General features: G+C 64.9%; 24 protein-coding genes and 1 riboswitch. Of the genes, 14 read left to right on the top strand and 10 right to left on the bottom strand.

Annotated features, from left to right (window positions below):
- The first annotated feature begins 99 nt into the window (after window positions 1–99).
- Complete coding sequence (locus OKW20_RS08935) at window positions 100–1,785, top strand: amidohydrolase family protein (RefSeq protein ID WP_429171602.1); 1,686 nt, start codon at window positions 100–102, stop codon at window positions 1,783–1,785.
- Between the two features lie 34 nt (window positions 1,786–1,819).
- On the opposite strand, the gene OKW20_RS08930 is transcribed toward OKW20_RS08935, so the two are convergent.
- Genes OKW20_RS08930 through thiO form a run of 4 tightly spaced genes read right to left on the bottom strand, consistent with a single transcriptional unit; the run spans window position 1,820 to window position 4,364 of the window.
- A complete protein-coding gene (locus tag OKW20_RS08930) occupies window positions 1,820–2,425 on the bottom strand; it encodes a thiamine phosphate synthase (protein ID WP_043611533.1) in 606 nt (201 codons plus the stop codon).
- On the bottom strand, window positions 2,422–3,195 hold the full coding sequence (locus OKW20_RS08925) for a thiazole synthase (RefSeq protein ID WP_429171600.1): 774 nt from the start codon (window positions 3,193–3,195) through the stop codon (window positions 2,422–2,424). Before OKW20_RS08925 ends, OKW20_RS08930 begins: the two co-directional genes overlap by 4 nt.
- Window positions 3,196–3,198: 3 nt before the next feature.
- Complete coding sequence (gene thiS, locus OKW20_RS08920) at window positions 3,199–3,396, bottom strand: sulfur carrier protein ThiS (protein ID WP_429171598.1); 198 nt, start codon at window positions 3,394–3,396, stop codon at window positions 3,199–3,201.
- Entirely contained in the window at window positions 3,393–4,364 is a 972-nt protein-coding gene (gene thiO, locus OKW20_RS08915) for a glycine oxidase ThiO (protein ID WP_429171597.1), read from the bottom strand. Before thiO ends, thiS begins: the two co-directional genes overlap by 4 nt.
- A 163-nt stretch (window positions 4,365–4,527) precedes the next feature.
- A riboswitch (TPP riboswitch) is annotated at window positions 4,528–4,647 on the bottom strand.
- A gap of 423 nt (window positions 4,648–5,070) precedes the next feature.
- On the opposite strand from thiO, the gene bioB reads away from it, so the two are divergent.
- From bioB to OKW20_RS08890, 5 genes are read left to right on the top strand one after another with little or no spacing between them, the layout of a single operon-like run.
- Window positions 5,071–6,087: a biotin synthase BioB gene (gene bioB, locus OKW20_RS08910; protein ID WP_429171595.1), complete on the top strand. Its 1,017-nt coding sequence runs from the start codon at window positions 5,071–5,073 to the stop codon at window positions 6,085–6,087.
- Entirely contained in the window at window positions 6,084–7,229 is a 1,146-nt protein-coding gene (locus OKW20_RS08905) for an 8-amino-7-oxononanoate synthase (RefSeq protein ID WP_043612957.1), read from the top strand. The genes bioB and OKW20_RS08905 overlap by 4 nt, the downstream gene beginning before the upstream one ends.
- A complete protein-coding gene (gene bioD / locus OKW20_RS08900; RefSeq protein WP_043612955.1) occupies window positions 7,226–7,864 on the top strand; it encodes a dethiobiotin synthase in 639 nt (212 codons plus the stop codon). Before OKW20_RS08905 ends, bioD begins: the two co-directional genes overlap by 4 nt.
- Window positions 7,861–9,129, top strand: a complete 1,269-nt coding sequence (locus OKW20_RS08895; RefSeq protein WP_429171592.1) for an adenosylmethionine--8-amino-7-oxononanoate transaminase — start codon at window positions 7,861–7,863, stop codon at window positions 9,127–9,129. Before bioD ends, OKW20_RS08895 begins: the two co-directional genes overlap by 4 nt.
- On the top strand, window positions 9,126–10,115 hold the full coding sequence (locus OKW20_RS08890; RefSeq protein ID WP_429171590.1) for a beta-ketoacyl-ACP synthase III: 990 nt from the start codon (window positions 9,126–9,128) through the stop codon (window positions 10,113–10,115). The genes OKW20_RS08895 and OKW20_RS08890 overlap by 4 nt, the downstream gene beginning before the upstream one ends.
- Window positions 10,116–10,164: 49 nt before the next feature.
- On the opposite strand, the gene OKW20_RS08885 is transcribed toward OKW20_RS08890, so the two are convergent.
- On the bottom strand, window positions 10,165–11,166 hold the full coding sequence (locus OKW20_RS08885) for a LacI family DNA-binding transcriptional regulator (RefSeq protein ID WP_429171588.1): 1,002 nt from the start codon (window positions 11,164–11,166) through the stop codon (window positions 10,165–10,167).
- Between the two features lie 294 nt (window positions 11,167–11,460).
- On the opposite strand from OKW20_RS08885, the gene OKW20_RS08880 reads away from it, so the two are divergent.
- The 4 genes from OKW20_RS08880 to OKW20_RS08865 all read left to right on the top strand — a co-directional run bounded on the left by OKW20_RS08880 (window position 11,461) and on the right by OKW20_RS08865 (window position 15,710).
- Complete coding sequence (locus OKW20_RS08880) at window positions 11,461–12,393, top strand: sugar ABC transporter substrate-binding protein (protein WP_429171586.1); 933 nt, start codon at window positions 11,461–11,463, stop codon at window positions 12,391–12,393.
- Window positions 12,394–12,510: 117 nt separating this feature from the next.
- Window positions 12,511–14,073 carry a sugar ABC transporter ATP-binding protein gene (locus OKW20_RS08875; protein WP_429172301.1) on the top strand — a complete coding sequence of 521 codons (1,563 nt, stop codon included), beginning with the start codon at window positions 12,511–12,513 and terminating at the stop codon, window positions 14,071–14,073.
- A gap of 1 nt (window position 14,074) precedes the next feature.
- Window positions 14,075–15,088: an ABC transporter permease gene (locus OKW20_RS08870; RefSeq protein WP_429171584.1), complete on the top strand. Its 1,014-nt coding sequence runs from the start codon at window positions 14,075–14,077 to the stop codon at window positions 15,086–15,088.
- Between the two features lie 145 nt (window positions 15,089–15,233).
- Window positions 15,234–15,710, top strand: a complete 477-nt coding sequence (locus tag OKW20_RS08865; protein WP_429171582.1) for an RbsD/FucU family protein — start codon at window positions 15,234–15,236, stop codon at window positions 15,708–15,710.
- A gap of 40 nt (window positions 15,711–15,750) precedes the next feature.
- Here the strand turns inward: OKW20_RS08865 and OKW20_RS08860 are convergent, their stop codons facing one another.
- The 4 genes from OKW20_RS08860 to OKW20_RS08845 form a co-directional block, all read right to left on the bottom strand.
- Window positions 15,751–16,797: a glutathione synthetase gene (locus tag OKW20_RS08860; protein WP_429171580.1), complete on the bottom strand. Its 1,047-nt coding sequence runs from the start codon at window positions 16,795–16,797 to the stop codon at window positions 15,751–15,753.
- An 8-nt stretch (window positions 16,798–16,805) separates the two neighbouring features.
- Complete coding sequence (locus OKW20_RS08855; RefSeq protein ID WP_429171578.1) at window positions 16,806–18,683, bottom strand: flavohemoglobin expression-modulating QEGLA motif protein; 1,878 nt, start codon at window positions 18,681–18,683, stop codon at window positions 16,806–16,808.
- Window positions 18,680–19,504: an N-formylglutamate amidohydrolase gene (locus OKW20_RS08850; protein WP_429171577.1), complete on the bottom strand. Its 825-nt coding sequence runs from the start codon at window positions 19,502–19,504 to the stop codon at window positions 18,680–18,682. The genes OKW20_RS08855 and OKW20_RS08850 overlap by 4 nt, the downstream gene beginning before the upstream one ends.
- A 131-nt stretch (window positions 19,505–19,635) precedes the next feature.
- Entirely contained in the window at window positions 19,636–20,535 is a 900-nt protein-coding gene (locus tag OKW20_RS08845; RefSeq protein WP_429171575.1) for a LysR substrate-binding domain-containing protein, read from the bottom strand.
- A 106-nt stretch (window positions 20,536–20,641) separates the two neighbouring features.
- Here OKW20_RS08845 and OKW20_RS08840 point away from each other — a divergent pair, with 106 nt between their 5' ends.
- The 3 genes from OKW20_RS08840 to OKW20_RS08830 all read left to right on the top strand — a co-directional run bounded on the left by OKW20_RS08840 (window position 20,642) and on the right by OKW20_RS08830 (window position 21,929).
- On the top strand, window positions 20,642–20,836 hold the full coding sequence (locus tag OKW20_RS08840) for a hypothetical protein (RefSeq protein WP_043612968.1): 195 nt from the start codon (window positions 20,642–20,644) through the stop codon (window positions 20,834–20,836).
- 212 nt (window positions 20,837–21,048) lie between these two features.
- Window positions 21,049–21,264 carry a hypothetical protein gene (locus tag OKW20_RS08835; RefSeq protein ID WP_371742633.1) on the top strand — a complete coding sequence of 72 codons (216 nt, stop codon included), beginning with the start codon at window positions 21,049–21,051 and terminating at the stop codon, window positions 21,262–21,264.
- Window positions 21,265–21,326: 62 nt separating this feature from the next.
- Window positions 21,327–21,929, top strand: a complete 603-nt coding sequence (locus OKW20_RS08830) for a nitroreductase family protein (protein WP_429171573.1) — start codon at window positions 21,327–21,329, stop codon at window positions 21,927–21,929.
- A 49-nt stretch (window positions 21,930–21,978) separates the two neighbouring features.
- Here the strand turns inward: OKW20_RS08830 and OKW20_RS08825 are convergent, their stop codons facing one another.
- On the bottom strand, window positions 21,979–22,296 hold the full coding sequence (locus tag OKW20_RS08825) for a potassium channel family protein (protein WP_192450149.1): 318 nt from the start codon (window positions 22,294–22,296) through the stop codon (window positions 21,979–21,981).
- Between the two features lie 304 nt (window positions 22,297–22,600).
- Between OKW20_RS08825 and OKW20_RS08820 the strand changes: the two genes are divergently transcribed.
- Window positions 22,601–24,271: a SulP family inorganic anion transporter gene (locus OKW20_RS08820; protein WP_429171570.1), complete on the top strand. Its 1,671-nt coding sequence runs from the start codon at window positions 22,601–22,603 to the stop codon at window positions 24,269–24,271.
- The last annotated feature ends 35 nt before the right edge of the window (window positions 24,272–24,306 follow it).

Here is a 24,306-nt window from a genome sequence, read left to right as displayed (position 1 = left end):
GGTTTCCAGTAACGGCAAGTAAATATCTGTTCCACGCCGCTTGCGAACGGAGTAATGTTTGCCCGATTGTTCGAGGGGGTCTCGCAACAGGAGGGGACGATGGGGGTCGACTGGGGTGGTCCGGTCGCCGCCGTGACACGCCGCAATGTCTTGCGGCTGTTCTCGGCAGGCGTGATGGCGAATGTGCTTTCCGGGTGCCGACACGACTGGCCACCGGCTGCGGCCTGCGAGCTGCCCTATCCGATCGTCGACGTTCACTGCCATTTCTTCAACGCGGCCGATGTGCCGGTTGAAGGTCTGGTGCGCTATGTGGCGCTGCGGGAAAAGCTGCCGGAAGCGAGGCTCTCCGCCGATCCCCTACAGTCGAAGCGCCTGGAAAACGCCCTGGTGGTCTTTCTGGTGACGGCCCTTGGCGATGTCGCGCCCAAGGCCAAGGTCGAGGACGCCATTCTCAAGAGGCGGATGCCGCGCCCGTCCGACGCCGAGTTCGAGCGGCAGAAGGACGAGCAATTGCGCATCGCCGTCAAGCAACTGGTCGCGCTAGCGGGCGAGCAGCGCGCGTCATTGACCGCACGAAGCGGCGCCGAAACGCCGGATTATCAGGGCCTGCTGGAGCAGATCGGCGGCGCCCCCGGCTTGCCGCAGGGCCTGCAGCGGCGCTCCGGCAGCGTGGAGGAGACGGATGTCGATGCGCTGGCGTCGGCCGCCAAGGCCCACGACCAGATCGGCAACTACCTTTCCTTCGTTCGCCTCATGCAGGATTACCGGGAAAACCTCGCGGAAACCTATGCCCGGATCTTCGCGTCGAAATGCCGGTTCTCGATGATCACGCCGAGCATCCTCGATTTCGAGAAATCGATCGGCGGCAGGGCATCGCCGCAGCACGACCAGATCGACGTGATGGACGAGATCCAGCAACTGGTGATCAAGCGGCACGGCATCCACATGCACAGCTTCGTCGGCTTCGATCCGCACCGGGAGGCGCAGAAGCGCGGCTCGTCGCTGGAAAACGTCCGCTACGCGATCATGGAAAAAGGCTTCATCGGCGTGAAGATCTACCCGCCGATGGGCTTCAAGGCCTGGGGCAATGCGGATCCGGCGATCGATGCGGCGCTGAAGCGTCTCTACGACTGGTGCCGCGACAACAGCGTGCCGATCATGGCGCATGCCGAAAACAGCATCGGCGCCGGTTGCGGCTACGGCAATATGGCGAGCCCCGCCTACTGGAAGAAGCTGCTCGATACCAACCGTTACAATGACTTGCGGATCAACCTCGCGCATTTCGGCGCATTCGATGAAGTCATTCGCCCGGGCGCGCCGACGGGGGTCATGGTGTCCTGTGCCCAGGACAAGTTCTCCGGTACGCCGACCTGGGAGGACATCATCGGCAGGACGATCGGCCACGGACGCCGGCCGAACCTGTTTGCCGACCTGAGTTACCTCAGCGAACTCGTCACCGACAACACGCCCGGGCTGCACGAAAAGATCCGCGTGCTGCTCGACAAATGGCTCAAGGACTACGATCCCGGTGCGCGCCACCTGATGTTCGGCACCGACTGGTCGATGATGGCGCTGGAGAAGGACTACAACGCCTATGTCCCGCGGATCGCCCAGCAGCTGAAAGAGGCCAATGTCAGCGAGGAGGACCAGCAGAACATCTTCTGGAAGAACGCCTCCCGTTACCTCGGCCTCGACCGGCCGGGGCCGACCCGCCAGCGGCTCGCCACCTATTGCCGCAAGCGCGGCCTGGATGCCTCCTGGCTGTCGCAGCTGGAGATCGCCTGACCGCGGAGACCGACGCCCGCGGTCCGGCACGTGGCTATCGCCACGGTGCGGTTCTGGCGATCCATTCGCGGGTCCGGCCTTCCGGATCGGCGTTGCGGGTGATGTCCGTCACGACGGCGGCGATGTCGGCGCCGTGCTCGAAGACGCCGGCAATCCGCTCGACGTTGAGACCCCCGATAGCGACCAGCGGCAGGGAGCCGAGGCGCTTCCGCCAGGCGGCAAGACGCGGTAGTCCCTGCGGCGCCCACTTCATCGCCTTGAGGATGGTCGGGTAGACCGGCCCGAGTGCGATGTAGTCCGGGTCGGCCGCCAGCGCCGTCTCCAGTTCCGCCTCGTCATGGGTGCTGAGGCCGAGCTTCAGGCCGGCGGCGCGGATAGCGGCAAGGTCGGCCTCCGCCAGGTCCTCCTGACCGAGATGGACGAAATCGCAGCCTTCGGCGATCGCCAGCTGCCAGTAGTCGTTGACGATGAGCTGGCAGCCCTGCTCGTCGCAAACAGCCTTGGCCGCGCGGATCTCGCGGCGGATCTCCGCTTCCGGACGATCCTTGACGCGCAGCTGTACCAGCTTCACGCCGAGCGGCACCAGCCGCTCGATCCAGGCCGCGCTGTCGACGATAAGGTAGAAGGGGTCGAGTTTCACGCAAACACCGCCTTTCCGATGACGGGGGTGGAAGGGACGGCAAAATCGCGCGGTTCGAGCATGCCCGCCTCGAAGGCCTGCCGCCCGGCATCGATCGCGCCCGCAAATGCCGAGGCCATCAGCGCGGGCCTGGCGGCGCCGGCGACGGCCGTGTTGAGCAGGACGGCGTCGAAGCCGAGTTCCATCACCGTCGTTGCGTGCGAGGGCCGGCCGATGCCGGCATCGACGATCAGCGGCACATCGGGAAAGTTCGCCCGCATTGCCCGGAGCGCCTGGATGTTCTGCGGCCCCATGGCGCTGCCGATCGGCGCGCACCAGGGCATCAGCACCTTGCAGCCGGCTTCGACGAGCCGCTCGGCAACCACCAGATCATCCGTGGTGTAGGGAAAGACCTCGAACCCTTCGGCCGAGAGGATGCGCGCCGCCTCGACCAGCCCGAAGACATCGGGCTGCAGCGTGTCGTGGTGGCCGATCACTTCGAGCTTCAGCCAATTGGTGCCGAAAACCTCGCGTGCCATCTTGGCCGTCAGCACCGCCTCGGACACCGAATGGCAGCCGGCGGTGTTCGGCAGCATGTGCACCCCGAGCGCCCGGATCAGTTCGAAGAACGCGCCGCCCTGGCGGCCCCCGGCAGTTTCGCGCCGAAGCGAAACCGTGACGATTTCGGTGCCCGAGGATCGCACCGCATCTTCGAGCACGGCGGGGGAGGGATAGCGGGCGGTGCCGAGAAGCAGTCTCGAGCGCAGGTCCTGTCCATAAAGCGTCAGCATGTCTCAGCCTCCTTTCATCGGCGAGAGAATTTCGATGCGGTCCCGGTCGCAAAGCGCGTGACCCGAACGGTCGGCTCGGTGCACCAGTTCGCCGTTGACGGCGGTGGCGAGCCAGTCGCCCTCGAAATCGAGCACGGTCAGAAGCTCGGCGAGGGTGGCGACGGCGAGGTCGTGATCCTCGCCATTGACGGTCAGTCTCATGCGGCATCTCCCTTCAGGTCCCGCGCAAGGGCAAGGTCGGCTGCTTCCGCCGCCACGGCCGGCGAAAGCAGGAAGCCGTGGCGGTAAAGTCCGTTGATCGTGATGGTCTGCCCGGCGCGCAGGGCGCGCGGCAGGTTGTTGGCGAAGGCGGGGCGGACGCCGGCGCCGGTTTCGACGAGGCGCGCTTCGCCGAAGGCCGGATGCAGCGCATAGGCGGCGTTCAGCAGTTCCATGAGGGAACGGGCGGTGATCGGTCCGCCGTCATCCGTCTCGATCATCGTCGCCCCGCACATGAAGAGGCCGCCGCCGCGCGGCACGATGTAGAGCGGGATGCGCGGATGAACGAGCCTGACGGGCCGCGACAGCTCCACGTCGCTTGTCTCAAGGTAGAGCATTTCGCCGCGCACGCCGCGCAGGCCGGGCGTGTCGCCGATGCGTGCCGCACCGGTGCAGTCGGCGACGAGATCGTGGTGTCCGTTGTCGCTCGCCTCGGCGACGAAGGCGATGCCGCGATCGACAAGCTTCTGCCGCAGCCGGGCGAGCGCCCGGCGCGGGTCGAGATGCGCCTCGCCCGGAAAGAACAAGGCCTCGCGGAAGCGCCCGGAAAGTGCCGGTTCCAGCCGTTCGATCGCCGCGGTGTCGAGCCATTCGAACCCGGAGGTGCGCGAGGCGAAGCGCCTGAGTTCGCCGGCGTCCCGTGGCGGGGCGACGACCAGCGTGCCGTTGCGGGAAACTTCGCCTGGCAGGACGTCGTCCCACCAGTCGATGGCGCCGATGCCCTTCGTCAGCACCGCCTCTTCGGCGCTTTCGCGCTCGCACCAGGGCGCCAGCATGCCGCCGGCAAACCAGGAGGCCGCGCCGGCAAAGCCTGGCTCTTGCTCGACGACCGTCACCGCGACACCGCGGGCGCTGAGTTCATGGGCCAGACAGAGCCCTGCGACGCCGGCACCTTTGACGAGGACCCGCATCGCTCAGCGCTCCCGTGTGGCGCGAACGGGCCGTCGTAGGCAACGAAGCTGGATGGTGTTGGCGGTGTGCATGCCGAGGCTCCAAAGGTGGAGACCCAGTTCACGAGCGGGGGAGGGGAAGGACGCCCTGCCGATTGATCCGTCACGTGAGCGCGACGTTTGCGGCAGCGAATCTGCACCGTCCCTACGCCAGTATGAACTGGATCAGGTTCAACGGGTCACTGCACCGCGCAACCGCATAGCAGAATCTCAGCCCCTTGGCGGGACACCCCTGGTGAATGCTCCAAGCTGACCGCTCGGGGCCGTTTTTGTCAAGAGCCAGCATTCGTGCTGACCGTGATCTGACTGACGAAAAAATTATCTATAATTTTGCGGCGAGAAAGCGCAGGCGTCGGTGGCGCGATGGAAGGAAGGGGGCGGGCCGACCGGAGTGAAGCTTGGAATACCGGAAAAGTCCGGACTCGTAGTGGTTTTGTTGGCGGCGTGCGCGAGACTTCGGCGCTGACGCGCGAGTGATTGATTGTCGGCTCTCGACCGGTGCCGACGGCGTCCGGATCCTCATGCGATCCCAAAATACAACCAGAAGAGTATGTCATGTAAACATTTCTTCCCTTGGGTGCTTGTCAATTTTCGTGTCCGACAAAATTATAGATAATATTGGATTCTATCTATTTTGCGATCGTGAAGACCTGGAGGACGAGCTGAAATGCTGGACGAAAACCGACCGACTGGTGCTGATTTTATCCCGGGCGACACCGCCCAATCCCGCTGGACCCAGGCGGAAGCGGAGAAAATCTATAATCTGCCGTTCAACGATCTGCTCTACCGCGCCCACACGGTCCACCGTGCGCAGTTCGATCCCACCGCCATTCAGATGAGCCGGCTGCTCTCGATCAAGACCGGCGGCTGCGCCGAGGATTGCGGCTACTGCAGCCAGTCTGCCCACTACCCGACCGGGCTCAAGGCATCGAAGCTGATGGAGGTCGAGCGTGTGCTTGCCGAGGCGCGAAAGGCGCGCGACAGCGGCGCGACCCGCTATTGCATGGGGGCCGCGTGGCGCAGCCCGAAGGACCGCGACATGGATGCCATCGTCGCCATGGTCGAGGGTGTACGCGCGCTCGGCATGGAAACCTGCATGACGCTTGGCATGCTGACGCCGGCCCAGTCTGCGCGGCTTGCCGAGGCTGGGCTCGATTACTACAACCACAATGTCGATACGTCCGAACGCTTCTATAGCGAGATCATCACCACTCGCAGCTTTGCCGACCGGCTGGAGACGCTGGCCAATGTCCGCGACGCCGGCATCAAGGTCTGCGCCGGCGGCATCCTCGGCATGGGCGAGACGGCCGACGACCGGATCTCGATGCTGGTGACCCTCGCCAACCTGGCCGAGCCGCCCGAGAGCGTGCCGATCAACATGCTGATCCCGATCCCGGGCTCGAAGCTGGCCGATGCAGCACCCGTCGATCCGATCGATTTCGTCCGCACCATCGCGCTTGCCCGCATCCTGATGCCGCAATCGCATGTCCGGCTTTCGGCCGGACGCACCGACATGAGCGACGAGACGCAGGCGCTCTGTTTCTTCGCCGGCGCCAATTCTATTTTCGTCGGCGAAACTCTGCTGACCGCCGACAATCCCGGCGAGGACCACGATGCAGCGCTCTTCCGGCGGCTGGGGCTGAAGCCGATGGCTCCGCCGGCAAGGCAGGACGCGGCGGAATGACCGCGGGTCTTTTTGCGCGCCATGAGAAGACGCTGGAGAGCCTCGAACACAGGGGCCGCCGGCGCGCTCTTGCCCCCGCCGGCGGAGTGGATTTCACCTCGAACGACTATCTGGCGCTCGCCGCCTCGCCGCGGCTGAAGGCGGCGATAACGGCCGCCATCGCGCGCGGCGTGCCTGTCGGCTCCGGCGGCTCACGGCTGTTGCGCGGCAATCACGAAGAACACCAGGCGCTGGAGACGGAAGCGGCCGCCTTCTTCGGCGCCGAACGGATGCTCTTTTTCGGCAGCGGCTATGCCGCCAATGCTGCCTTGTTTTCGACGCTGCCGCAGCGGGACGATCTCATCGTCCATGATGCCCTGATCCATGCGAGCGCTCATGAAGGCATCGCGGCAAGCAAGGCCGATGCGGTGGCAGCAGTGCACAACGATGTCGGCGCCTTTGCCGATGCCATCGAAAAATGGCGCCGGGCCGGCGGAGCGGGGCGCCCGTGGATTGCCGTCGAAAGCCTCTATTCGATGGATGGCGATCGCGCGCCGCTCGCCGACCTCTTAGCGCTTGCCGCGCAGCATGACGGCTTTCTCGTCATCGACGAGGCGCACGCGACCGGCGTCTTCGGACGGGAAGGTCGCGGTCTGGCGGCGGAGTTGGAAGGCCGGGAGAACGTCGTCGTGCTGCACACCTGCGGCAAGGCGCTCGGTGTTTCCGGCGCGGTGGTCGGGGCGAGCGCCGTCCTTTGCGACTATCTCGTCAACCGCGCCCGCAACTTCATCTACTCCACCGCACCTTCGCCGCTCGTTGCGGCCGCGGTGCGCGAAGCGCTCGCAGCCCTCGTCGACGAGCCGGAACGCCGCGCCGCATTCGAGGGCCTCAGATCCTTCGCCAACCGGGCGCTCGTCGAGACGCTCGGCATCGAAGGCAGCGGCTCGCAAATCCTGCCCATCCCGATCGGCGACAACGGCCGAGCGCTCCGCATCGCCGCCCGCATGCGCGCCGAGGGTTACGATATCAGGGCAATCCGCCCGCCGACGGTGCCGGAAGGCACCGCGCGTCTTCGGATCGCCATCACGCTCAACGTCGACCAGTCTGCAATCGCGCAGATGCTACAGCAGTTGAAAATCGCGATCGCCAAGGAGCGGCCATGAAAACCCGTATCGTGGTCACCGGTACCGACACCGGTATCGGCAAGACCATCTTTTCCGCGGCGCTTACCGATGCGCTCGACGGCTGCTACTGGAAGCCTGTGCAGTCGGGCCTCGACGAAGAAACTGACAGCGAAACCGTCGCCCGGCTTGGCCGGTTGTCGGCCGACCGCGTCCTGCCTGAAGCCTACAGGCTCGCAACACCGGCCTCGCCGCACCTCTCGGCACGGATCGACGGCGTCACCATCGCTCCGGACCATCTGTCCCCGCCCGCGGTGGACCGATCGCTGGTGATCGAGGGCGCAGGCGGGCTTCTGGTGCCGCTGACGGAGCGCATGGTCCTTGCGGATGTCTTTGCGCGCTGGCAGATCCCGGTGGTTCTCTGCGCCCGCACTGGGCTCGGCACGATCAACCACACCCTGTTGTCGCTCGAAGCGCTGCGCTGCCGCGCCATTCCCATCCTCGGCGTCGCCTTCATCGGCGACGCGCAGGAGGACAGCGAAGCGGTCATATCCGAACTTGGCGCCGTGCGGCGTCTCGGCCGGCTGCCGCGGCTCGACGCGCTGACGCCCGACCCCCTGCGCCGCGCCTTCGCTGAAAATTTCAACATCGCCGATTTCCTGGAGGTGTCGGTATGAGAAACACCGCCGTCTGGTATCCCTTCACCCAGCATGCGCTGGAACCGGCGATGCGCCGCATCGTCGGCACCGAGGGCGCCTGTCTCGTCGACGAGGACGGCGCGTCGATCCTCGACGCGATTTCGTCCTGGTGGGTCATCACCCACGGCCACCGTCACCCCACCATCATGGAGGCGATCCGCAGGGCTACGGAAACCTTCGACCAGATCATCTTCGCCGAATATACCCACGCGCCGGCCGAGGAACTCGCGCGCGGGCTGATCGAGATCGCACCGCCCGGGCTCGCCCATGTGTTTTATTCCGACAGTGGTTCGACCGCGGTCGAGGTCGCGCTGAAAATGGCGCTCGGTTTCTTCCACAACAACGGCCGGCCGCGAAACCGCATTTGCGTGCTGGAGCACGGTTATCACGGCGACACGATCGGCACCATGTCGGCGGGCGAAAGAGGCGTTTTCAATGCCGCCTACGCGCCGCTGCTCTTCGCTGTCGATCGCCTGCCCTTTCCGGAGCCGGGCCGGGAGCAGGCGACACTCGACGCCTTCGAGCGGGCTTGCGCCTCCGGCGAGGTCGCCGCCCTGTTGGTTGAGCCTCTGCTGCTTGGCGCCGGCGGCATGAAGACTTACCCCGCCTCCGTGCTGTCCGAGCTGAAACGCATCGCCGAACGGCATGGCAGCCTGCTGATCGCCGACGAGGTGATGACCGGTTGGGGGCGGACGGGCAGCCTGTTTGCCTGCGAGCAGGCCGGTATCACGCCCGATATTCTCTGTACCTCGAAGGGGCTGACCGGCGGCGCGCTTCCCCTGGCCGCGACGCTTTGCAGTTCGGAGATCTTTACGGCGCATCTTTCGGCCGACCGGCGCAAGACCTTCTTCCATTCGAGTTCCTACACGGCCAACCCGATTGCTTGTGCCGCGGCACTCGCCAATCTCGCCGTCTGGAGACAGGAGCCGGTAGAGGCGCGCATCGAAACCTTGGGCGCACACCAGCATCGGCATCTGGCGCGCTTCGCTGATGATCCGCGCTTCGCCGACGTCCGCCAGCTCGGCACCATTACGGCCCTCGATCTCGTGGTGCCGTCCGGCGGTTATCTCGCCGAGGTCGGCCCGCGGCTCCGGGCGTTTTTCCGTAAGCGCGGTTTGCTGATCCGTCCGCTCGGCAACGTCATCTATCTGATGCCGCCCTATTGCGTCACCGATGCCGATCTTGGGCGGGCCTATGACGCGATCGACGAGGCGGCGTCGCTCTTCGGGGCAGGGCAGCTATGAGGCCCGCTCGCTCCTCCCGGATCGCCGGTTTCGGCCATGCGGTGCCGGAACGGCGTGTCGCCAATAGCGAGATCGAGATGACGCTCGGGCTTGAGCCCGGCTGGATCGAGCGCCGCACCGGCATTCGCGAGCGGCGCTGGGCCGCGCCTGACGACACGCTTTCGGGGCTTGCGGCAAAGGCGGGCAAAATGGCGCTCGACGATGCCCGCACGCCATCCGGCGATATCGCCCTGGTCCTGCTTGCGACCTCCACGCCGGATCACCTGCTGCCGCCGTCCGCTCCCCTGCTTGCCCACCATCTCGACCTTTCGAATGCCGGCGCGATCGACCTTGCCGGCGCCTGTTCTGGCTTCCTCTACGCCCTGACGCTCGCCGACGGCTTCGCGCGGGCGCAGGGAAAGCCGGTGCTGGTGGTGGCCGCCAACATCTTGAGCCGCCGGATCAACCCGGCCGAGAGGGCGAGCGCCGTGCTCTTTGCCGATGCCGCCGGTGCCGTCGTCGTCGCTCCCTCCGATGATCCGAAAACCGGTCTGCTCGGCGTAGACCTCGCCGCCGACGGCAGCCGCTACGACCTGATCTCGATTGCCGCCGGCGGCAGCAACAGGCCGTTTTCTGCCGACACCAGGCCGGAGGATCTGCTGATGACGATGCGCGACGGGCGCGAAATGTTCGCGCAGGCGGTGGAGATGATGACGGCCTGTGCCGTCAACGCCATGGACGCCGCCGGCTGCGTGGCTCCGGACATCAGCCGCTTCGTGCCGCACCAGGCCAATGCCCGCATATTCGACGCCGTCTGCGACCGGCTCGGCATCGCGCCGTCGAAAACGGTGCGCACGATCTCGGACTACGGTAACTCGTCGGCCGCGACCATTCCGCTGTCGCTATCCCTGTCGCACCGGCAAAAGCCCTTCATCGCCGGCGAAAAGCTGTTGCTGACGGCGGCCGGCGCGGGGCTTGCGGGAGGGGCGGCGGTGCTCGCGATCTGATGAGGCGCCGAGGATGGCAACACCCCGTATCGCGAGGCGCGGCTTAATGTCAGCGCGTTGAGGGCGCAGCGCACGAGCCGCGCGTCATCAGCTTTGGCTGCAGCTTGTATTCCTCCTGCAGTGCATGGCTGCCGAGCACGCCTTCAAGCGCCAGCCGGGCGATCTCGTCGATTGGCTGGCGAATGGTGGTCAGCCGCGGCAGCACCAGCGAGGCCAGCGGAATGTCGTCGAAGCCGACGATCGAAAGATCGTTCGGAACCCGAAGCCCTATGTCGTCGGCAGCGCGCAACAGGCCGATCGCCTGCTGGTCGCTGGCGGTGGCGATCGCCGTCGGGCGGGTTGCTTCGGACTGCGTCAGCAGCTGCTTACCAAGGTCTTCGCCCGAGCGGTAATCGAAATGGCCTTCGACGATCTGCGGCTGAACGTAGTCACCGGGGTGGCTCTTCCGGAATTCGTCGAGCCGTTGAACGAAGCCGCCGCGGCGCTCGCCGGAGACTTCGGTCGTGCCCGGACCGCTGATGTAGCCGAGCCGACGATGGCCGAGCGAAAGCAGATGGTCCGCGGCGAGATAACCGCCCTGGCGGTTGTCGACGGAGACGAGCGCATGGCCGCTCAAGGGCCGGTCGACGGTCACCGTGCGCGTGCGCGACGCCAGCCCGTCGGCGAGGCTGTTGCTGACCGGCACGAGGATCAACCCGGCCGGCAGCCGTCCGAGCAGGGTTTCGATCTGCTGCTTTTCGGCGCCCGGGTCGTCATGGGTGTTGGCAAGCAGCACCGAGTAGCCCTCGGCGGAGGCTAACATCTCCACCTGTTTGGCAAGCTCGGCAAAGAACGGGTTGGTGATGTCGGGCACGACGAGGCCGATGATGTCGGTCTTGGCGAGCCGGAGGCTGCGGCCGAGAATGTTCGGCCGGTAGCCGATCGCGTCGATTGTCGCTTCGACCTTCGCCCTGATGTCCTCGCTCACCGTCTTGTTCTTGGCAAGCACACGCGAGACCGTGCCGACAGAGACGCCGGCGCGCTGTGCAACATCCTTGATCGTCGGGTTCAAACGTTGTCTCCCACTTACGCATGTGCGACCGGCGACGTGCGAAAATCGCGCGCCAGATCAAAGTCTTGCACCAGCGACCGCAGGTTCGCCCGACGGCGCTGGCCTTCCTCTTAAATCAGAGAATGCCGCGAACGGGTAGCAGCTTCCAGCACAATTTTCTTTTCGATGAAACGTTTCATATTGACAGAGATGTTGCCTTTCTATCTTCTAAAGCTCGAAACGGAACACGCAGGCTCATGTGATGAAACGTTTCATCGATGGTTGGAGGACCATCTTTTCACCGGAGGAGAACCCATGAAATTTTCCCTGTACGCATCTATCGTCGCACTTACCGTTGCCACTGCATTGCCGACGCTTGCCATGGCTGCCGATAAACCAGTCGTCGGCCTCGTCATGAAGTCGCTTGCCAACGACTTCTTCAAGAACATGCTGGAAGGCGCTGAGGCGCATGCCAAGAAGCGTGGCGACTACGAACTCAAAGCCATCGGCATGCAGAACGAGACTGATTTCGAGAGCCAGTTGAACGGTGTCGAGAACTTCATCACGCAAGGCGTCGACGCGATCGTGATTGCGCCGGCGGATTCCCGTGCCATGGTCGCGCCGCTGAAGAAGGCCATGGACGCGGGCATTGTCGTCATCAATTTCGACGTTTCGCTCGACGAGCAGGCGAAGAAGGACGCCGGCGTCGATCTGGCCTTCGTTGGCCCTGACAATCGCGGCGGCGCCAAGATGGTCGGTGATGCGCTCGCCAAGGATCTCGGCACCGGCGGCAAGGTGGTGATCCTCGAGGGCAATCCGGGCGCCGACAATGCGGCGCAGCGCAAGCTCGGCTTCGAGGATGCGATCGCCGCAGGCAAGCTCGATCTTCTCGATTCCCGCACGGCGCATTGGGAAACGGAAGAGGCCAATTCCGTCTTCTCGACCATGCTGACGGCGCATCCCGATATCCAGGGTGTGCTCGCCGCCAACGATTCCATGGCGATCGGTGTCGTCAAGGCGCTGGACGCGGCAGGCCGCAGCGACATCAAGGTCGTCGGCTTCGACAATGTGCCGGCGGTCGCGCCGATGCTGAAGGACGGCAAGCTTTTGGCAACGGTCGACCAGTTCGGTTCGCAGATGGCGGCGAACGCCATCGACAAGGCCCTCGAAGTCGTGGCCGGCGGGCCCAAGCTCGAAGGTTGGGTGAAGACCGACATCGAGCTCGTGACCAAGGACAACGTGAAATAACCCTGAGACCGCGCGTGCGCACCGGGCGCTGCCCGGTGCGCTTCGGCAAGGACAGCATCCGCCGCAAGCCAATGGTTTGCGCGCGCGATTGCTGCGTTTCAAAAGGGCTAGGTCATGATGAACACGCAAACCGTGCAGGCGGAAGCGGCCGGCGTTTCGATGCCGCCGGTTCTGGAACTGCACGATATCAAGAAGGCCTTCGGTGGCACCAAGGCACTCAACGGCGTCAGCCTCTCCATTCAGCCGGGCGAAGTGCACGGCCTCATCGGCGAGAACGGTGCCGGCAAATCGACTTTGATCAAGGTTCTCTGCGGTATCGTCCATCCGGACGAGGGCGCAATCAATCTTGCAGGCCGGCCTTATGCGCCTGCAACACCGCGCGAGGCCAAGGCCAACGGCCTCCAGGTGGTGCACCAGGAATTCAACCTTCTGCCCCATCTGTCGGTAGCGGAGAACATCTTCATCGAGCATCTGCCGCGCAACGCGTTCGGCGTCGTCAGACGGCAGCAGATGCATGCCGGCGCACGGGCCGCACTCGACGCCATCGGCCTCAGCGACATCGATGTGCGCTGGCCGGTCTCGCGCCTCGGCATCGCCCACCGACAGTTGGTCGAGGTGGCGCGGGCGCTGATGACGGAAAGCCGTATCCTCATCCTCGACGAACCCACGGCGACGCTGACATCGCGCGAAACCGAGCGGCTGTTCAAGATCGTCAGCGACCTTCGCAGTCGCGGCGTCTCGATCGTCTTCGTCTCGCATCATCTCGACGAGGTGTTCCGCATCTGCGACCGGGTGACGGTGTTGCGCAACGGTGAGACGGTGTTCTCGCGGCCGATCGCCGAGACCAATCAGGATGAGCTGGTGCGCGCCATGGTGGGCCGCAAGCTGCAGCAGCAGATGGCGAGCGAAGTGGTCTCGTTTGCTCGGCCGGCACAAGCGTTGTCGCTTAACCGGTTTCGGCCGCCGCAATCGCCGCACGCCGAGGGCATTTCACTTGAACTGCACAGGGGCGAAATCCTGGGGATCGCCGGGCTTGTCGGCTCCGGTCGAACCGAGCTTCTGCGGGCGATCGCGGCCGCTCAACTGCCGCTCTCCGGCGAGCTCTTCCTTGAGGGGAACCGCACCTCCTTCCGCTCGCCGCGCGAGGCGATCAATGCCGGTATCGGCTTCGTGACCGAGGACCGGAAGGAGGAAGGTCTGATCCTCAACATGCCGATTTCGGCCAATGTCACGCTCGCGTCCCTCTCGGACGTCTCGCGTGCCGGAATTCTCGACAGGAAGGCGGAAATCGAAGTGACGGAACGGCTCGGTGCCGAGCTCAAGTTGAAATATGGCGGACCCGGAAAGAATGCAGCGACGCTCTCGGGCGGCAACCAGCAGAAGGTGGTGCTCGCCAAATGGCTGGCGCGCAATCCGAAGATACTGCTGCTCGACGAGCCGACACGCGGCGTCGACGTCGGCGCCAAGGCCGAGATCTATGCCCTGATCCGCCAGTTCGCCGAACGCGGCTTGGCGCTGTTGATCGTCTCGTCCGAGCTGCCGGAACTGATGACGCTGTCGGACCGCATCCTCGTGATGTCGCAGCACCGTGTCGTCGGCGAGCTGTCGCGGCCGGAATTCTCCGAAGAACGTATTCTGCAATTTGCCTACCAGGGCGAGCAGCAACAGGTGAGGCAGTAAGATGCAAGCACTCGAAAAGACACAATCCGGCGAAACCATCGACACGCGCCGGCTTTCGGGCTGGTCGCCGAAGGTGTTTTTGCGCGACGCCGGCATCGGCCTGGCGCTCTTGCTCCTGATCGTCTTCTTCTCGGTCTCGACCGAGCACTTCCTGACGGCCAACAACGTCTCCAACATCCTGACACAGATCACCATCAACCTGATCCTCGCCGTCGGCATGACCTTCGTCATCTTGATCGGCGGCATCGATCTCTCCGTCGGCTCAATGCTCGCCTTCTGCGCCGTCGTCGGCGGCACGGTGCTTACGATCCCCGATCTCTCGGTGTTTCAGGCCGTGGCGCTGGCAACGCTCGCCGCTGTCGGCACCGGCGTCGTCTGCGGTTTCCTCAATGGCTGGATCAGCGCCTTCTGGGGGCTGCCTTCCTTCATCGTCACGCTTGGCATGCTCAATATCGCCCGCGGTGCGGCCCTTCAGGTGACGGATGCGCGCACGATCTATTCCTTTCCGCCAAGCTTCAACGCCTTCGGCTCGCAGATGATCTTTGGCATCCCCGTCGTCTTCCTGATCGCGCTGATGCTCGTCGCGATCGCATGGTTCGTGCTGTCGAAGACGGTGTTCGGCCGGCTGCTCTATGGCATCGGCAACAATGAGGAGGCGGTGCGTCTCGCCGGCCATTCGCTGATGTTCTACAAGGTGGCGGCCTTCACGATTGCCGGGGCGCTCGTCGGCATAGCCGCCATGGTCTACATGGCCCGCCTCAATATCGCGAGCCCGATCATCGGCATCGGCTTCGAGCTGAACGCGATCGCCGCCGTCATCATCGGTGGCACCAGCCTCAACGGTGGCCGCGGCACGGTCATCGGCACGCTGCTCGGCGCCTGCATCACTGGGGTGCTTGCCAACGGCCTCATCCTGTTCGGGCTCAGCGACTTCATGCGCCAGATGATAACAGGCGTCGTCATCATCCTTGCTGTCATCATCGACAAGTATCGCGAGCGGCTGACCGGTATCTAAGACCGGGAGCCACGTGCGGGCGGATCGTCGCCCGCCGCGACTGACGAGACACGGTGAAGGACAGGGTGGTCGGTTCGATGGACCCGCCCGCGGGGATCTCTGCGGTCTGGTTTTCACGCAGAAGCAAATGAGGAAGGTTAGGCTGATGCTCAAGAACATCGATCCGGCGCTGAACGCCGACGTGTTGCATGCGCTGCGCTCAATGGGACATGGAGACCGGATCGCGATCGTTGACGCGAATTTTCCCGCCGACACCGTCGCCCGCCACACCCGGCTCGGTCTGCCGCTGCACATTGCGAATGTCTCGGCCGCGCGTGCGGTGCGCGCCATTCTTTCCGTCATGCCGCTCGACACGCCGCTACAGCCTTCGGCGGCGCGGTTGACGCCGGACGGGGCGGCGGGCGAGCTGCCCGAGGTCCAGCGCGAGGTGCAGGCCGAGGTCGCGCGCGCGGATGGTCCTCTTTCGAAGATGTATGCGATCGAGCGTTTCGCCTTCCACGAGGAAGCCAAGCGCGCCTATTGCGTCATCGTCACGGGCGAGGCGCGCCGATTCGGCAGCTTCCTCTTCACCAAGGGCGTGGTACCGCCAGCCAGCCACTGGGACGAGACCGTCGCCGGGTGAGAGCCACCTTGGGATAGTCGGCGGCGGAAAGGGCCGCCAATCAAAGCGTCGCAAGCTCCCGATTGGAAAGCATGCCATCATTGGCGCGCCTTATCTCGACCTTCCGTTCGAGCTCGGCGACGATGTCTTCGCTGAACTCGATCGAGGTCAGCTCGGCGATCTCCGGCAGGGCGCCGGGCGTGAAGACATTGACCTCCACCAGCTTGTCGCCGACGACGTCGAGGCCGACCAGGAACATGCCGTCGCGCACCAGCTTGGGGCGCATCTCCTCGGCGACGGCGAGCATCGCCGGGGTGACGACGGCGGCGACGGGCCGGCCGTTGACATGCATGTTGGAGCGCAACTCGCCTTCGGCCGGAACGCGCCGCACGGCGGCGTAGGTGTCGCCACGCTTCAGCGGCCGGCCGTTCATCAGGAACAGGCGGACGTCGCCTTCCTTCGCTGCCGGCAGATACTCCTGCGCGATCACATAGCCCATCTCGCTGACGGCCTCGAAGATCTGATTGAGGTTCGTCTCATGACTGGAACCGACCTTGAAGACGTTCTTGCCGCCGGAGCCCTGCAGCGGCTTCAGGATGACGCCCTCGGGATGGGCGTCGAGGAAAGACCGGACCTCCTCCATGTGCTTCGTAATCAGCGTGGTCGGACGGACCACCTCGGGAAAACCCTGCAGATAGAGCTTGTTCTGTGCTGCCGCCAATCCGTCCGGGTCGTTGACGACGATCGCGCCGCGCTCGGCGGCGAGCCGTCCGAAGATGATGCCGGCCTGGGCCGCCCAGGGCCGTGTTGCGACATCCTCCGACGGGTCGTTGCGCAGAAAGAGGATCTGTATGTCCGTAATGTCCAGGATGTAGCGCCGGGTCGCGTCGCCCCGCAGCGCCGTTATGAAGGTTTCGGCCTTGCGCGGCTTTGCCATTCCGAGAGAAAGCGCATGGACGATCAACCGGCCGTCGGGAGTGAGAACGAAATCGCCGGGCGTGAGGTAGACGATCTCATGGCCGCGGGCGAGGGCTGCGAGCGCCAGCGACGTCGTCGCATAGAACGTCTCCTCGCCCTCGATGGAGTTGACGAGAAAGGCAATGCGCATTCGGTTTCCTACTCTGCGATCAAGTCGAGCGGGGACAGTCCCCCTTGGGCTCGCTGAAGTCGGTCGCGCGCTTTGACCTCATCGAGAAAGATAGGGCGGAGCGCTGCGGCACCAAGGAGGCCGCGCAGGCTGAGCTCCTGGATCGCGCTGAAATGCGAGGCGGCGATCTTGCCCATCCAGAACGGTTCGAGACTGCCGCCGCGGGCCAGATGATCGAGAAGCTGCAGCAGGCCGCGCAGGTAGATCGCGTCCTTGACCAGCCCGCCGCCGCGATAGATCCGCAGCGTGATGTTGAAGGCTTCGGCGGCGGCAAAGTCATGTCCGTCGACGAGCAGCCGGTAGGTCTCAGGAAAGGGTGCGCCGTCGAGCATGGCGGCGCAGCCGACGACCCGTGCTGCCAGGACGCGCAACCGTTCGATCGTCATGCCGGCGCTCAGATATTCGGCAAAAACCGCGAGCCCCTCCTGCATGCCTTCGTAACCGGCCAGTCCGGAGCGGAGGATACGCAGTCCCTGGGCAGAACCGTTGAAATAGGTCAGCAGATGCACGCCAATCTCGTGGTTGAGCAGCGCCTCGACGCGATCGGCGTCGAGCGCGGAACTCCTGGCAATCAAAAGCTGGCCGCGGGAAACGAGCAGGCCGGCCGGCAGGTCGTCGCGGATGTCGATGGAGGCGGAAAAATCGGCCGACTGGCGCCGATAGGCCGTTATCATCGCCTGGGCGCGCTTCCTTATGTATTCGCAATCGCGCCGGTCTGCGCTCGATGACGGGGCGTGGCGATCGGGCGCCGTGCGTGCCAGGATTTCGGAGGCGGCGTCGTGAAGCGTAGCTTCCACCGGGCCGTAGAGGGCGCGGCCGAACTCGACGAAGGTGCGGGTTTCCCGCGCCGAGATCATCGACAGCTGCAGATCGACCTCCTGCTGCTTTTCCCGGTAGAGGGCGTAGAGCAGCGGATCTTCAAGGTGTTCGAAGTTGAGCGAGAAGAGTTTCCGCTTGGCCGTCTCGATCTGCAGCGTCAGCGGCCGGTAATAGAGGCGCGGGCTCTTGGAGAAGTCGCCCGAGGCGAATTCCGCCCAGGCGGCTTCCGCGTTGATGGGGGTCACTGCCAGCAGGAAGTCGAAGCTCGACGCGATCTCGTCGATGCCGCGGTCGGCGCGCACGACGGCATCGACGAAGGCCTTTCGGCCGAAAGCGCGGTGCGTCGGCAGTCGAAAATTGTCCGATTTTGCGCGGGCGAAAGCGGCAACGGCCCTCAGCCCTGCGTCGAAGACGCTCGCGACCAGCCGCTCGCGCAGTTGCGGATAGATGCGGCGCGTGCCCGGCTCGCAGTAGATCGGCGCAAAGCGCAACGTCAGATGTGGGTAGTCGAGCGCAAGCGCCTTTCCGCCTGTCGCCGTCGGGCGCTCGACGAGCGTCACATGCGGCGTCCGGAACTTGCCTTCGATCGTCGCTGCCGTCTCGATCAAGGCCTTGGCGGCGACCTGCTCGGCGGCGTGCGCGCCGGCGACCACCTCGATCAAGAAGGGCGGCAGGAAGGGGGCGTCCTTGGCCGGCGGTTCATCGCTTTCGAGCTCGCCGAATTCGAGCACGATGAACAGGCCGAGACGCTGTTCGATCACCCGCCCGACACGTTCGATGATTGTGGCGGCAGTATCGACGTCGGGCGCCAGCAGATAGGCGGCGTTCGCCTGGGCGATGTCGCGGGCCACCGGCTGCTCGTACTCGGCGGCGATGTGCACGCAGAGGAAGGGAACGAGACGGTCGATGTGCAGCCGCCCGCCCTCGCCGAAATCCCGCCGAACGGCGCGGCCTTCCGTCAGTCGGCCGATGGCCTCGTCGAGCCAGGCCGGGGTTGGACTTAGGGGCGTCGCTTTCTCCTCCGTCATCGCTGCCTCGCCAGCGTTTCGGTCAGGATCGGGACGAGGGAAGCGACCAGTGCCCGCAGCGAACGAAGCGCCTCGATATCCGGCTTACCGGTCCATTCGTCCATGAAGGTCTTCTTGAACTCGATCGCGATCGCGCAGCCGGTCTCGGGAAAATGCTCGTGGATGAAGCGCGTCTGCTCTCCACGTCCCTGGAAGGCGATGTTCTCGCGCACATCCACCGGTCGGCCGTCGATACGGGCGGCACTGAGCGCCGACATCAGCGTATCGATGACGTCGGCCCACCTTGCCCGGTCCATCGAGGAGGTTCCGATGTTGATTTCCGGGGCTTCGTCGGCGGCCGTGGGCGCCGCTTCCGGTCCCTGTCGCCGGTGGTTGTAGCTGTGCATGTCGAGCACGATGAAGCGACCGTGGCGGCGCTCGATCGCCGCCAGCATGGCATGCAGCATGGCATAGTATTCGTCGTGGACGGCGAGGGACGCCTCGATCATCTCGACGGGCGGATGTTCCCGCCAGACGGAAAGGCCCCAGGCCTGCGCCGGTTGGAGATAGACCGCGCCAGTGCGGGCACGGTTGAGATCGACCTCGAAGCGGGACCTGTGAACGACGATGCGGTTGGCAAGATCGCGGATGACGAATTCCGTGTACGGATCCTCCTCGCGCAGCCGTTCCTCGTCCGTCAGGGCGGTGAGTGCGCGGGCGTCGCCGCGCATGGCATGCCCGTTGTGGATCGCGGTGCCGACGATCGGCCCGTCGCCGCGTTGCACGGTCCACCAGGTGGTTTCGCTGGCTGAGCGGAACTGTTCCGTCGGCTCGCTTGGCATCTTCGCTCCGGCACTCCCTCGCTCTGGTCGCTACGGGGGTGCAACTCCCCGGTGGCCCGAAGGGTTCCGGGGCGCAGGAAAATTCCCGGGGGCCGTCGAGACGCAAGACCACCCTGCTGCGACAGCCGTCTTCACCCTTTTTGCTGGCCGATCTCGCCGAGAATCCACTGGCGGAAGGCGCTGATTTTCGGGGAGTTTCGCCGGCTTTCCGGATAGACAAGCCAATAGGCCTGGCTCTCGTCGCAGAGCAGATCGAAGGGTTGGATCAGGCGCCCGTCGGCAAGTTCCGCGGCAAAGAAGGCCGGCGTCAGGATCGCCACGCCCTGTCCGGCGGTCGCTGCATTCCCCTCATAGACCTGGGCGCCCATGCTGGCGCCGGGCCGGCTCGCAAGCCCCTCCACCGGCACGTTGGCGGCGGCAAACCACCGCGCCCACCAGGGATCGCCGGGGTCGAGAAGCGGCAGCCGCAGCAGGTCGGCCGGTTCCTTCACACCGCCGATGCTGGCCGCAAGGCCCGGGCTCAGCATCGGTGAAAAGTCGGCGTCGATCAGCCGGTGGGCCGCAAGTCCCGGCCACGCGCCGCGGCCCGAGCGGATGCCGATATCGACCTCCTCGCGGCTGAAGTCGACGAGATGCGGCTCGGTCTGAAGGCGCACGGCAAGCGAGGGGTGGGCGATCTGAAACGAGCCGAGGCGCCGCGCCAGCCAGTTGGAGGCAAAGGTCGCGATCGTGCTGATGACCAGCGTTCCCTGGGCGCCGCCGCGCGCGTTTACATAGGCTTCGCTGAGCTGCTCGAAGACCTGCGTCACCACTGGGGCGAGCCGCTGGCCGACCTCGGTGAGCGCGATCTGGCGCGGGCGGCGCAGGAATACCGGCGCGCCGATCCGATCTTCAAGCACCTTGATCTGATAGCTCACCGCGGCTTGCGTCATGCCGAGTTCGCTTGCGGCGTTGGTGAAGCTTCCATGGCGCGCGACCGCCTCGAAGACGCGTATCGCCGTCAATGGTGGGAGCGGAAGTGTCTTATGCATTAAATGGCCTTATGCATGGTGACCGATATTCGATTGGAAGTTGATGCCGCCCACAACCATTTTCAAGGTCCGTCCATTAGACGGATTGATGAAGAGGATGACGGCTATGACAACCATTCAAGTACGTAGTTTTTCGTCGACAAACGATTTTTCCGTCGGTTCCTGGCTGGCGTTCCTGTTCGCGAGGAAGAGCCGGACGACCGATGTCGTCGACGTCAGGGATCTGTCGGATCACCTGAAGCGAGATATGGGCTTTCTCGACGGCAACCGCCCCGAGGGGCACGACCTCCCGACCACGTGATTTCGCCCTACCGGATGATTTCGAAAGACCCGGGCGGACCTCCCACCGCCCGGGTCTTTTCATGCCCGCGACGCAGCGTCGTCGTCGGGGAGCAGTTTTTCACGACCTGCCCGCTCTTTGGGTCAGAATTCCTTTAATCTACTAGTTAAGTGGATAATCATCGGTGATGTCCGGTCGACGCAGGTTTGCGGCGGCCGCCTGAGATGAGGTCCATGATGAGCATGCTGCGGCAATATGAGCGTTTGAGTGCGATCCGCGAGGTCCTGCAGGGCCGGCTGGAACTGCACGAGGCACGCGATTGTTTTGGTTTCGAGGATATCGAGGATGGCACGGTCCACGAACTCAAGGACCGTATCGCCGAACTCTCCGAGGAGATTTCGACCTTGAAAAGCCGCTGCGATCGCTATCAAAGCTTCGGCCGTCGGTGATCAAACCCGCCAACAATGACCCCAAGTGACGGCGAAACGCCGTCGATGAATGGAACACCCCCATGACATTGCATGTGAATTCCCGCGTCGCAGATTATGCGATCAACCCGCTTTTCCTCGAGCGCTGGTCTCCGCGCGCCTATTCGGGTGCCGAGATTTCCGAGCCCGACCTGTTTCAGATTCTCGAGGCTGCCCGCTGGGCGCCGTCCGCCTACAATGCCCAGCCTTGGCATTTCGTCTATGCGCGCCGCGGCAGTGAAGGCTGGGAGAGCCTGCTCGGCCTCCTCAACGAGTTCAACCGGAGCTGGGCAGCAGAGGCCTCGGCGCTGATCTTCGTGCTGTCGAAGACCTCTCTGCTGCCGCCGGGCGCCAGCGAGGAAGTGCCGTCCTACACCCATTCCTTCGACGCCGGGGCCGCTTGGGGTGCGCTGGCGCTGCAGGCCGCCCATTCCGGCTGGCAGGCGCACGGCATGGCCGGTCTCGACTATGAGCGGGCGCGCGCCGAGCTTGGCGTGCCGGAGAACTTCCGGATCGAAGCGGCCGTCGCGATCGGGCGCCTCGGCGACAAGGCGCTGCTGCCGCAAGCGCTGCAGCAGCGCGAGCAGCCTAGCCCGCGCAAGGCGCTGTCGGAGATCGTATCGGAAGGGCGGTTCGTCGCTGGCTGATCCGTGAAACCAGGTGCCGCGGGGAGGTGGGGCTTGCCGGCCCGACCTCTCAGGGGTCGTCGCTCTCATCCCGGCTGGTCTCGTTCAGCGCCTGTACGGTGACCGCTGCGACGAGGCCGGTCAGGACGATGCCGGAAAAGCCGATCACCAGTGCCAGCACCCGCGCGCTCAGATGTTTGGGCGTGATGTCGCCATAGCCAATGGTCAGGCCCGTGACGAAGGTGAAGTAAAGCGCCTCGTCGAGCCGCCAGTCTTCGATACGCCAGATGATGATACCGGCCCCGACCATCACGATCAGGATCGCCGAGAAGATCGGCCAGAGCAGCTGAAGCTGCTGGTAGAGATTGAAGAAGAACCGGCGTCGCATTCTTTTCGTCTGCCGCCGGCGTTGAGACTCTGCCACCGCAATCCTCCCTCTCGCGGGTAGGCCCGATGCGAACCAGCCACGCCCTCGTAACGCTCCACCCAAGGCCCGTTTCCCGTCGTCGAAATCCCCTCTCGATGCGAGCTGCCGCGATCAGGATAGACCTGAGTCGGGACGGCTTCCAGCGCCTGTTTTGCCGGCCGGCAGGTAAGGTACGATGCGGACAATTGCATTTCTTGCAACCGCTTTGGCCGAGTGTTATCGATTTAGAAGGATCTCATGAATCTCCTGCCGAAGGACGATCCCGATGGCATCGCATGAGCATTCACTTGCCAGCGACGGCCGCGGTCTCTCCGCGGGCCTGCGGCTCGACGTGATCGCAGGCCTGACGGCCGCTGCCGTTGTCCTGCCCAAGGCGATGGCCTATGCCACGGTCGCGGGCCTGCCGGTCAGCGTCGGTCTCTACACCGCCTTCGTGCCGATGATCATCTATGCGCTTCTCGGCACCTCCCGCGTCCTGAGCGTTTCGTCGACCACCACCCTTGCGATCCTTGCCGGCACGCAGCTCGGCCTTGCCGTCCCCGACGGCGATCCCGCCAAGCTGCTGACGGCAACCGCGACGCTGACCGCCCTGACAGGGGCGCTTCTCTTCCTCGCATCGCTGCTGCGCTTCGGTTTCGTCGCCAACTTCATCTCGTCGCCGGTACTGATCGGCTTCAAGGCCGGCATCGGCCTCGTCATCGTGCTCGATCAGGTGCCGAAGCTGCTCGGCATCCACATCACCAAGGAAGGTTTCTTCCGCGATATCCTCAGCATCGCCGGCCACCTGTCCGAGGCCTCGATGCTGACGCTCGCGATTGCAGCCGCGGCGCTTGTGGCGCTGCTGGCGATGGAACGGCTCTGGCCGCATTCGCCGGCGCCGCTTCTGGCCGTGGCCGCGGGCATCGCGCTTTCCTGGTTTGCCGGGCTGCAGGCGCTCGGCGTCTCCACCGTCGGCTTCATCCCGCAGTCCCTGCCGTCGCTGACGCTTCCGAGCCTCGGCCTCGTCCGGGAGCTGCTGCCGGGCGCGCTCGGCATCGCGTTGATGAGCTTCACCGAAACCATTGCCGCCGGCCGCGCCTTTGCCGCGCCCTCCGATCCGCCGATCCGGGCGAACCGGGAATTGCTGGCGACGGGGGCTGCCAATTTCGCGGGCGCATTCTTCGGCGCCATGAGCGCCGGCGGCGGTACGTCGCAAACCGCCGTGGTGCGGGCTGTCGGCGGCCACAGCCAGATGGCGTCGCTGGTCACCGCGGCGGCCGCGGCGGCGACCATGCTGGTGCTGGCGCCGCTTCTCGGTCTGCTGCCGCAGGCCGTCCTTGCGGCCATCGTCATCGTCTACTCGGTCGGGCTGATCAAACCGGCGGATTTCCTCTCCGTCCGCAAGGTCCGGCTGATGGAGTTTCACTGGGCGCTGGCCGCCTTCCTCGGTGTGCTCTTCTTCGGCACGCTGCAGGGCATCATCGTCGCGATCGTGCTGTCCTTCATCGGGCTCGCGCGCCAGGCGGCCTCCGCAAAGGTCTATGTCGTCGGGCGCAAGCGCGGCACCGATCGGCTGCGGCCGCTCTCGCCCGAGCACCCCGACGACGAGACCTTCGAGGGGCTATTGATCATCCGGCCGGAGGGACGGCTCTTCTTTGGCAATGCCCAGCAGGTGGCCGATCAGGCGCAGATGCTCGTCGCAAAACAGAAGCCCCGGGTTGTCGTGCTCGACATGAGCCGGGTTTTCGACATCGAATATTCGGCGCTGCAGATGATGATGGAGGGCGAGCGCCGCATCAGCGAACACGGCGTCACCGTCTGGCTGGCCGAGCTGAACCCGGACGTGCTTGCCTATGTGCGCGCATCCGGCTTTGCCGACCAGCTCGGCCCCGACCGCCTGTTCGTCAATACCCGCACGGCGCTGCAGCATTATCTGGCGGGCACCGCGCCGGCTTAATCAATTCCAGGAAAAGTGCGCAGCGGTTTTCCGTC

The organism is Ensifer sp. LBL, assembly GCF_050435225.1.
In the GTDB taxonomy this organism is placed as follows: domain Bacteria; phylum Pseudomonadota; class Alphaproteobacteria; order Rhizobiales; family Rhizobiaceae; genus Ensifer.
Note: the sequence above shows the minus strand (reverse complement) of the source record. Positions and strands in the feature narration are given on the sequence as shown.

What these genes read in the sequence shown, in the direction of transcription:
- OKW20_RS08830 (WP_429171573.1), top strand. Translation starts at nt 21,327, where the DNA reads ATGACATTGCATGTGAATTCCCGCGTCGCAGATTATGCGATCAACCCG.
- OKW20_RS08870 (WP_429171584.1), top strand. Translation starts at nt 14,075, where the DNA reads ATGCAAGCACTCGAAAAGACACAATCCGGCGAAACCATCGACACGCGC.
- OKW20_RS08850 (WP_429171577.1), bottom strand. Translation starts at nt 19,504, where the DNA reads ATGCCAAGCGAGCCGACGGAACAGTTCCGCTCAGCCAGCGAAACCACC.
- OKW20_RS08855 (WP_429171578.1), bottom strand. Translation starts at nt 18,683, where the DNA reads ATGACGGAGGAGAAAGCGACGCCCCTAAGTCCAACCCCGGCCTGGCTC.
- bioD (WP_043612955.1), top strand. Translation starts at nt 7,226, where the DNA reads ATGAAAACCCGTATCGTGGTCACCGGTACCGACACCGGTATCGGCAAG.
- OKW20_RS08865 (WP_429171582.1), top strand. Translation starts at nt 15,234, where the DNA reads ATGCTCAAGAACATCGATCCGGCGCTGAACGCCGACGTGTTGCATGCG.
- bioB (WP_429171595.1), top strand. Translation starts at nt 5,071, where the DNA reads ATGCTGGACGAAAACCGACCGACTGGTGCTGATTTTATCCCGGGCGAC.
- OKW20_RS08925 (WP_429171600.1), bottom strand. Translation starts at nt 3,195, where the DNA reads ATGCTGACGCTTTATGGACAGGACCTGCGCTCGAGACTGCTTCTCGGC.
- OKW20_RS08860 (WP_429171580.1), bottom strand. Translation starts at nt 16,797, where the DNA reads ATGCGCATTGCCTTTCTCGTCAACTCCATCGAGGGCGAGGAGACGTTC.
- OKW20_RS08840 (WP_043612968.1), top strand. Translation starts at nt 20,642, where the DNA reads ATGACAACCATTCAAGTACGTAGTTTTTCGTCGACAAACGATTTTTCC.
- OKW20_RS08825 (WP_192450149.1), bottom strand. Translation starts at nt 22,296, where the DNA reads ATGCGACGCCGGTTCTTCTTCAATCTCTACCAGCAGCTTCAGCTGCTC.
- OKW20_RS08905 (WP_043612957.1), top strand. Translation starts at nt 6,084, where the DNA reads ATGACCGCGGGTCTTTTTGCGCGCCATGAGAAGACGCTGGAGAGCCTC.
- OKW20_RS08835 (WP_371742633.1), top strand. Translation starts at nt 21,049, where the DNA reads ATGATGAGCATGCTGCGGCAATATGAGCGTTTGAGTGCGATCCGCGAG.
- OKW20_RS08935 (WP_429171602.1), top strand. Translation starts at nt 100, where the DNA reads ATGGGGGTCGACTGGGGTGGTCCGGTCGCCGCCGTGACACGCCGCAAT.
- OKW20_RS08880 (WP_429171586.1), top strand. Translation starts at nt 11,461, where the DNA reads ATGAAATTTTCCCTGTACGCATCTATCGTCGCACTTACCGTTGCCACT.
- OKW20_RS08895 (WP_429171592.1), top strand. Translation starts at nt 7,861, where the DNA reads ATGAGAAACACCGCCGTCTGGTATCCCTTCACCCAGCATGCGCTGGAA.
- OKW20_RS08890 (WP_429171590.1), top strand. Translation starts at nt 9,126, where the DNA reads ATGAGGCCCGCTCGCTCCTCCCGGATCGCCGGTTTCGGCCATGCGGTG.
- OKW20_RS08875 (WP_429172301.1), top strand. Translation starts at nt 12,511, where the DNA reads ATGAACACGCAAACCGTGCAGGCGGAAGCGGCCGGCGTTTCGATGCCG.
- OKW20_RS08845 (WP_429171575.1), bottom strand. Translation starts at nt 20,535, where the DNA reads ATGCATAAGACACTTCCGCTCCCACCATTGACGGCGATACGCGTCTTC.
- thiS (WP_429171598.1), bottom strand. Translation starts at nt 3,396, where the DNA reads ATGAGACTGACCGTCAATGGCGAGGATCACGACCTCGCCGTCGCCACC.
- OKW20_RS08820 (WP_429171570.1), top strand. Translation starts at nt 22,601, where the DNA reads ATGGCATCGCATGAGCATTCACTTGCCAGCGACGGCCGCGGTCTCTCC.
- thiO (WP_429171597.1), bottom strand. Translation starts at nt 4,364, where the DNA reads ATGCGGGTCCTCGTCAAAGGTGCCGGCGTCGCAGGGCTCTGTCTGGCC.